This is a genomic window from Sulfurimonas sp., assembly GCF_032250635.1.
Taxonomy (GTDB): Bacteria; Campylobacterota; Campylobacteria; order Campylobacterales; family Sulfurimonadaceae; genus Sulfurimonas.
Window position 1 is genome coordinate 1 of sequence record NZ_JAVVFL010000104.1, and the last position, 7847, is coordinate 7847.

Annotated in this window: 7 protein-coding genes; 6 read left to right on the plus strand and 1 reads right to left on the minus strand. The window is 40.0% G+C overall.

The window, feature by feature from the left end:
* The coding region (locus RQ763_RS07270; protein WP_314152071.1) for a uridine monophosphate kinase at window positions 1-484 on the minus strand (484 nt) is incomplete at its 3' end.
* Between the two features lie 153 nt (window positions 485-637).
* Here RQ763_RS07270 and RQ763_RS07275 point away from each other — a divergent pair.
* The 6 genes from RQ763_RS07275 to RQ763_RS07300 all read left to right on the plus strand — a co-directional run bounded on the left by RQ763_RS07275 (window position 638) and on the right by RQ763_RS07300 (window position 7697).
* The gene (locus tag RQ763_RS07275) at window positions 638-2857 is read left to right on the plus strand and encodes a TIGR03545 family protein (RefSeq protein ID WP_314152072.1); all 2220 of its coding nucleotides are present in this window, start codon (window positions 638-640) and stop codon (window positions 2855-2857) included.
* A 104-nt stretch (window positions 2858-2961) separates the two neighbouring features.
* Window positions 2962-3753 carry a TOBE domain-containing protein gene (locus RQ763_RS07280; protein ID WP_314152073.1) on the plus strand — a complete coding sequence of 264 codons (792 nt, stop codon included), beginning with the start codon at window positions 2962-2964 and terminating at the stop codon, window positions 3751-3753.
* A gap of 158 nt (window positions 3754-3911) precedes the next feature.
* Window positions 3912-5363 carry an OprD family outer membrane porin gene (locus RQ763_RS07285; RefSeq protein WP_314152074.1) on the plus strand — a complete coding sequence of 484 codons (1452 nt, stop codon included), beginning with the start codon at window positions 3912-3914 and terminating at the stop codon, window positions 5361-5363.
* Between the two features lie 9 nt (window positions 5364-5372).
* Window positions 5373-6110, plus strand: coding sequence for a molybdate ABC transporter substrate-binding protein (gene modA / locus RQ763_RS07290; RefSeq protein WP_314152075.1), 738 nt, complete (start codon window positions 5373-5375; stop codon window positions 6108-6110).
* 37 nt (window positions 6111-6147) lie between these two features.
* The gene (modB, locus tag RQ763_RS07295) at window positions 6148-6828 is read left to right on the plus strand and encodes a molybdate ABC transporter permease subunit (RefSeq protein ID WP_314152076.1); all 681 of its coding nucleotides are present in this window, start codon (window positions 6148-6150) and stop codon (window positions 6826-6828) included.
* Window positions 6825-7697 (plus strand): sulfate/molybdate ABC transporter ATP-binding protein, encoded by an 873-nt coding sequence (locus tag RQ763_RS07300; RefSeq protein WP_314152077.1) that lies wholly within the window; start codon window positions 6825-6827, stop codon window positions 7695-7697. The genes modB and RQ763_RS07300 overlap by 4 nt, the downstream gene beginning before the upstream one ends.
* Window positions 7698-7847: the final 150 nt, after the last annotated feature.

The window sequence follows — 7847 nt, forward strand, 5'->3', positions numbered from 1 at the left end:
CCTTTGTTGCTTTTATTATGACCTCTGCGCCGATTTCAACTGCTCTTAGAGTTGCCGCCGTATCTGTAGTAAAAAATGGATTTCCAGTTCCCGCTGCAAAAATAACAACACGCCCTTTTTCTAAATGACGAACAGCGCGGCGATTTATATAAGGCTCAGCGATCTGCTCCATCTTAATAGCAGTCTGCATGCGAACTTCCAAGCCAGCATGTTCACAAGCCTCCTGCATCGCGATCCCGTTTATCACGGTAGCTAGCATCCCCATATAATCACCGGAAGTTCTTTTAATAATTCCATCTTGTGCAGCGGTAACTCCGCGAACAATATTGCCGCCTCCGATAACGATTCCGACCTCGATACCGGCATTTACAAGCGACTTTATCTCTTGTGATATATAGTTTAGAATCTTCGTGTCAATTCCATGACCCGCTTCTCCTGCAAGAGCTTCACCTGAAAACTTAACTAAAACCCGTTTGTTAGCCATGCACTTCCTTTATCTATAACTGCGCGAATTCTACTTAAATTTGGCTTTTGTTTTGCTTTGTTTTATAAACTATTCTTGCCACTGTCCCTTATCGACAAAAAAAAAGAAGTGTGCTAAACTAACAAATAAATTCTCTGTAAAGAAGGCAAGAGCATGAATTTTATAAAAAAGCTATTTAAAGCGCTAAACTCTGGACAGACCCCATGGCAGGTGACGTTGGCGCTTGTTCTGGGAATGATTATGGGACTGACTCCTCTAAGCGGGGTTCAAACTCTTCTCATCCTCTTTTTGGCACTGCTTATCAATATCCATTTTGGTCTTTTTTTGGTTTCCGGTGCATTTTTTGCAGGTGTCGGATATATTTTTGACCCGCTTTTTGAATCCTTCGGATATATGCTTCTTAATGCGGATGGGCTCCAAGGGCTGTGGACTGCAATGTATAACAGCGGGATTATGCGCCTTACCTACTTCAACAATACCATCGTTCTAGGCTCATTTGTTGTAGCCATTCTCCTCGCACTTCCTATGTATATCATCTTAAACAGAGTGATAGATACTTCCCGCGCTAAAATAGTTCTCTATATAGACAGATACCCGATTTTGGCAAAGCTCGGTATTCTTAAAAAAAGCGATAAAAAAGATAGCACTTTTCGCATAATTGGCGTAGGCGTATTTGCCGTAGTCACTGCTTTGGTTCTTGCAGTCGGTATGCTTGTAATAGACCCGGTTATAAAATTTACGCTAGAAAAAGGGCTCTCAAGCGCAACGGGCAAAGATGTGCTTATTAAAGAGGTTAAGAGTAGTTTTGGAGATGCGTCTTTACAAATCACCAATCTTGAGGTGCAGGATGAAAACGGTAAAACAAACAGCGTAAGCATCCAAAATATCTTAGCCGATCTCGATTTCAACGCGCTTCTTTTAAGAAAAACACATATGGAGCTTGTTCAAGTGACAGGCATCGGCTTTGACACACCAAGCTCAAATCCAAAACCCTCATCTGCAAAAGAGGAGACAACCTCAGCGGCTTCAGACTCATCCTCTTTTGCAATGCCTGATATTAAACTGCCGACTCCAAAAGAGCTTCTGGCAAGTGCTGATCTTAAATCTCTAAAAGCCTACAACAAGGCTCAAAAAGAGATAGATGAGATAAAGACAAAATGGCAAAAAGTATCCAAAGAAGAGCTTAGTTCAAATAAACTAGATGAGTATAAAAAAGATCTTGATGCCATAAAGTCGGCTTCAAAATCAAAAGACCCTGCACAGCTCTTAAAACTAAAAGATGACATTACGGCATTTAAGAAGAAGATAGATGCCCATAAAGAGAAACTGGCATCTATCAAAAAGGATTTCGCGGATGATAAAGCACGCATATCCGAACTTATAAGTGAGATAAAAAATGCTCCCAAGAATGATTATAACAATCTAAAAAGTGCTTATTCACTCGATAGCAGCGGCGCAATTAATGTCGTAGGCACTCTCTTTGGCGAGAAGATAAAACACTACATATCATTGGCAAAAAAATATTACACACTTGCAGAGCCTTATATGAAAAGCGAAGCAAAAATTGAGCCGCCAAAACCTCCGCGAGGAGAGGGAAGATGGATAAAATTCAAAGAAGAGGTTCCGTCTCCCGACATCTATGTGGCAAAAGTTGACTTGGGCGGGAAGTTTAAAACCCAAGATTTTACCGGTGTAATAAACAACATAGCTGACAACCAAAAGCTTCTTGGAAAAGTGACCACTTTTAAAGTCACAAGTGATGGAGACGTTGTAGAGAAGTTTGTCCTTGATGGCAAAGATGACAGACTTGGCAAAGAGGCTCATGAATCCGTCTCTTTTAGCGCAAAAAGAGTGCCTCTTGACAACCTTGCTCTCTCTTCGCTGACTCTTAAAAAAAGTGATATTGCACTTCAGGGGAGTGCCGATATCTACGGCTTGTCAAAATTGGAGCTAAAAAGCAGCCTTGATTTTAAAAATGCCGCTATCTCTATTGATGGACTTGATGAAAAATATGCAGATATCGTAAACTCTACACTCTCAGAGGTAAAGAGTTTTTATGTAAAAACAGATGCAATAGGCTCGCTTGACTCTCCTGCTCTATACGTTGAAACCGATCTGGACAAAAAAATATCGCGTGCTCTCAGCAATGTTTTTGCAAAAGAGGCGAAAAAATATGAAGCCCAGCTGCAGACGATGCTAAATGAGAAGATGCAAGATCAGCTCAAAGATGTAACTGCTTCTGCTTCGGGAGTGCCTGACATTAACTCTTTAGTCGGCTCACAAAGCGGAGCACTTGAGAAACTACTCGCTGAGTCAACCTCTCTTGGTACAAAATCCGCTACGGATTCTATTAAAAATCTGCTGCCATTTTAAAAAAATCATACATGCTTAATACGCATGTATGATTTCCCTAAATCTATTTGACAAGCGTTATATATTTTAATATACTACGGTTTCAAGCTTAATTAGGGATAATCATGCAAAACAACGTTAACGGTCGTTTATGGATAAACAAATCTGAACACAACTTTCTTGGACAAGGGCGCATGGAGCTTTTGATGCACATCCAAAAAGAGGGTTCCATAACAAAAGCTGCTAAATCTATGAAGATGAGCTACAAAGCTGCATGGGACTCAGTAGATGCCATGAACAACCTCTCGGAGTTTCCGCTGGTTACGAGCTCTAAAGGCGGCAAAGGCGGCGGCGGAACACACCTTAGTGAGTATGCAAAAGAGCTTATAGACACCTACAAAATCCTTCAAGAAGAGCATCAACAATTTTTAGACAATCTATCAAAACGCATAAGTGAAAAAAACGGGCATATCCATCTTTTAAAGAGTATGGATATTCGTATAAGTGCAAGAAATCAGCTAAAGACAAAAGTTTTAAGTATTCAAAGAGGTGTTGTTGAGAGCATAGTCTTCCTTGAACTGGGCAACAAAGAGAGTATAACAGCCGTAATTACAAATGATTCACTAACTACTCTTGAAATTGATGTAGGCATGGAGCTGTATGCACTCTTTAAAGCAAACGCTCTGATTTTAAATGATGAATTTTCACCTGATAAAAACGACATGAACAGTTTTATAGGAAAAATTGTCCGAATAGAGCATGATAGTTTAAATGCAGAGGTTATCATTGAACTAAAAGGCGGTAACACGGTATGCTCGACTCTGCCTATAGAGATGCTTAAGAGATTAAATCTAAAAAGCGGGATGCAGGTGAGCGCTTTTTGTAAACCAAAAAGCATTATCTTAGGCAGATGGTAAAAAATTATCGTTATGGATTTTTTAATATTACGAAAATTAAAAGTTGGAGGTCAAATGAGAAATAAAAACTAAAAGCCTTGCAGCGCTAACTGCAAGACAAGTGCTTTGGAAGAAGCGATAAAAGTATAACAAATTAAAATTACATTAAAGGAAAATTTATGAAAATTAACACAAAACTCAGCACTGCTGCGGTTGTTGTATTGCTCGTAACATGTGCATTAAACGCGGATGAGAGTCTCTCAAAACATACTCTAAAAGCGAACTATCAAGAGAGTTACAATACAAAACCAAAGTCCGTAGATAATTTAGCGGATATGTTTCAAGAAGGGATATTTTACGGCAGGCTTCGTTCAAACACTTTTCTTTACGACTGGGAAAAAGAGACAGCTTCTCAAAATTCTCATATTATAACGGCTATAGGCGGCTCTCTTGTCTACAAAACAGCGACTCTGGGCGGTGTGGATTTTACTGCAGGTCTTTACTACTCAAAAGCCTTTTTTGATGAGGATGATAATCCGGTAGCTAGATTAAAACCGGGCAAAGATCTGCTTAGCCGATACGATTTTGCCACAAGCGGCAATAAATCCATGGCGGTCTTAGGTCAGGCTTATGTCAGTTATAAAGGTCTGCCAAAAACAGAAATTCGCTTAGGTCGTCAGCTTGTAGAGACTTTTTATACAAAGTCAAACGATACCAAGATGATTCCCAACACTTTTGACGGCGCTTTAATTGAGAACAAATCTCTTCCGCAGACAAGCGTAAAAATCGCGTACTTGACAAAACAGAAGCTAAGAGACCATACCTCTTCACACTCCGTTTTGATGTATGACGACTCAAATACGCCGTCTTTTTCTACATGGAACGGCAATGACGACTCGGCTATGCACAAAGAGTTGTCATATACGGCTCTAAAGGCTGCAGGTAAAGATACCGACGCACCTCTAATAACAGGAGATATCCAAAACAAATCCGTAGAAAACCTCACTATAAATGTCTCTTTTTATAATGTACCGGAACTTTTAAGCCAAGCAATGGGAGAGCTTAACTACAAAATGAAATTTGACGGCTTTACGCTCTCTCCCGGAGTCAGATACATAAAACAGTTTGATAACGGAGCAGGAAGCGTCGGCGGAGCAGCTTACAACGGTACTACAACTGGATATAAAGACCCTGCTTCGCTTGATTCTCAGATGATAGCGGCTCGTTTGGTAGGAGTTTATAAAAATTTAAAATTAAATTTGGGCTATTCACAAGTCTTTGATGAGGCAGATTTAGTGACTCCATGGAGAGGATTTCCCACCGCAGGCTATACGCGCTCCATGGCAAGATACAACTGGGTAGCAAACACTAAAAGTTACCGCGCAGAGCTGATGATTAACGGCACTCAAGCGGGAGCGTATAATGATATAGTTACTCAGCTCTCCATTCTTCATACAGATGCAGATGAATCAAAAGGACAGTTTGATGAAAACTTCTACTACGTGGGATTTATTCAAAATATACCCTCTTTTATCGATTTGCAATGGCGTTTAAGACTAGGATATACAGATACAGAAAAAACCGATGCAGATTCGTTGGATGCTCGTTTTGAGCTGAACTATCTATTTTAAGGATTAAAGATGAAAAAAATAATCTTAGGTTTAATGATTTTAAGTATGAGTTTGTCTGCGGACGCTATCAAGGTGTTTGCGGCAAGCAGTACAAAACTCGCTATGCAAGAGATAGCCGAGGAGTTTAAAAAGCACAACCCAAAAGATGAGATTGTAATAATCTACTCTGCTACGGGCAAAGCCTATGCACAGTTTACAAACGGGTTTGAGTATGATATTTTTATAGCTGCAGATAGCAAATATCCTCAAAAAATAGCCAGCGACGGCAATGCGATAACAGAGCCGTTAGTCTATGCGATGGGAGCGGTCGCACTTTTTAGTCATGATGAAGAGATAGTAAAAAAAGGACTTGAATCTATAAAAGATAAAAAAGTAAAACATCTCTCCATAGCAAACCCCAGGCTCGCCCCTTACGGAGCCGCTGCAATGGAGATCCTTAAAAACTACGCTTTAGAGGATGCGGCAAAAGAGAAGCTTGTCCTTGGAGACAATATCGCCCAAAGTGTTCAGTTTGTAGATAGCGGAGCCGCAGACATCGGTCTTGTAGCATTTTCCCTTATCAAAACAACAAAAAAAGAGAGTGAATATCAACTCATAGACCAAAGTAAATACTCCCCCATGAGACAAGCATTTGTTTTGACAAAACATGCAAAAAAGAAGCCTTTGGCTCAAAAGTTCGGTGACTTTCTACTCTCAGAGACCGCGCAAAACAGTTTTGAGAAGTATGGGTTTACAAAAGTAAAATGATTAATTTTACATAAATTTAGTATAAAAGAGTACAAATATGGATGAATCTTTTTTTCAGACAATGAAGCTTACTTTTGAGCTTGCGGGGGTTACTACGCTAATACTCCTATGTGTCGGCATTCCTTTGGGATACTACCTCTCCCAAACAAAGTCAAAATTCAAACCCTCACTTGAAGCGATAGTATCTATGCCGCTTGTTCTGCCTCCGTCCGTGCTTGGATTTTACTTGCTTTTGGCATTTAGTCCAAAAAACTCTTTTGGCGCTTGGTTGGATGAGAGCTTTGACCTTCGGCTTGTATTTAGTTTTGAGGGGCTTGTACTAGCTTCTATAATCTTCAGCTTGCCTTTTATGGTTCATCCTATTCAAAGCGGCTTTTCTGCACTTAGCAAATCGCTTCAGGAAGCATCTTATATCTTGGGCAAGAGCAAACTGCAAACCATCTTCTGGGTTCTTCTGCCAAATATGAAACCATCTCTTCTTACAGGGATGGTCATCACTTTTGCGCACACTGTAGGAGAGTTTGGAGTGGTTTTAATGATAGGCGGAAATATCGCAGGGGAGACAAAGGTGGCAAGTATCGCCATATACGATGAAGTGGAAGCTCTTAACTATGGACTTGCAAATCAGTATGCTCTTACGCTATTTATTATCTCTTTTGCGATTTTACTCTTTGTCTATGCCATCAATAAATCTATGGTAAGAAGTGAGTTTAAATGATACGTATAAACATAACAAAACCGCTCCACACGGCAGACGGGACGATAGATTTAAGAGTTGACAAAGAGATAAAGAGCGGTGATTTTTTGACTCTCTTTGGAAAAAGCGGAAGCGGAAAAACTACGCTTCTAAGAATCATTGCAGGGCTTGAGATGCCTCAAAGCGGAACGATAATCGTCGACGATGTTGTGTGGTTTGACAGCTCAAAAAGGATAAATCTGCCACCGCAAAAAAGAAACGTGGGCTTTGTATTTCAAGACTATGCGCTATTTCCTAATATGAGTGTTAGACAAAATCTTGAGTTTGCTCTAAATGATAAAAAAGAGAGCAAAAAAGTAGATGAGATTTTACAGATGATGGAGATAGAAAATCTAAGTTCCATGAAGCCCGAGCACCTAAGCGGCGGACAAAAACAGCGGGTTGCGGTTGCTAGAACACTTATGACAAACCCAAAAATGCTTCTGCTGGATGAGCCGCTCTCAGCGTTAGACAGTGCCATGAGACTCAAACTTCAAGACGAACTACATGTGATTCACAAAAAGTTTGGCATCACCTCTATTCTAGTTAGTCATGATATAAGCGAGGTGTTTCGTCTCTGTAACCGCGTATTTAAAATAGCTTTAGGAAATATTACAGATGACGGAACTCCAAGCGAAGTCTTTGCAAATCAAAACCTAAGCGGTAAGTTCAAGATAGTGGGAGAAGTTCTAAGCATCAAAAAGAGCGATATTTTATATGTTGTAGAAGTTCTAGCACACAATGAGATAGTCAAAGTGACCGCCGTAAAGCGAGACATACAAAATCTAAACATCGGCGATAAGATACTGCTCTCAAGCAAAGCATTTAACCCGATTTTGACGAAGATTTAGACAAAGGAATAAAAATGGATTTATTATTTGAAGACGGCGGCTATTTTGATTTGACAACTTTTGGATTAGAAATCGGTGCTAAAGAGGGTTTTATGAGTTTTGCTCCAAAGAGTGAAATAATCCTCAGTGGCTGCGATGAAGTAGAAAAAA

Coding starts and splice junctions, on each gene's coding strand:
- RQ763_RS07285 (WP_314152074.1), top strand. CDS start 3,912: ATGAAAATTAACACAAAACTCAGCACTGCTGCGGTTGTTGTATTGCTC.
- RQ763_RS07280 (WP_314152073.1), top strand. CDS start 2,962: ATGCAAAACAACGTTAACGGTCGTTTATGGATAAACAAATCTGAACAC.
- modB (WP_314152076.1), top strand. CDS start 6,148: ATGGATGAATCTTTTTTTCAGACAATGAAGCTTACTTTTGAGCTTGCG.
- modA (WP_314152075.1), top strand. CDS start 5,373: ATGAAAAAAATAATCTTAGGTTTAATGATTTTAAGTATGAGTTTGTCT.
- RQ763_RS07275 (WP_314152072.1), top strand. CDS start 638: ATGAATTTTATAAAAAAGCTATTTAAAGCGCTAAACTCTGGACAGACC.
- RQ763_RS07300 (WP_314152077.1), top strand. CDS start 6,825: ATGATACGTATAAACATAACAAAACCGCTCCACACGGCAGACGGGACG.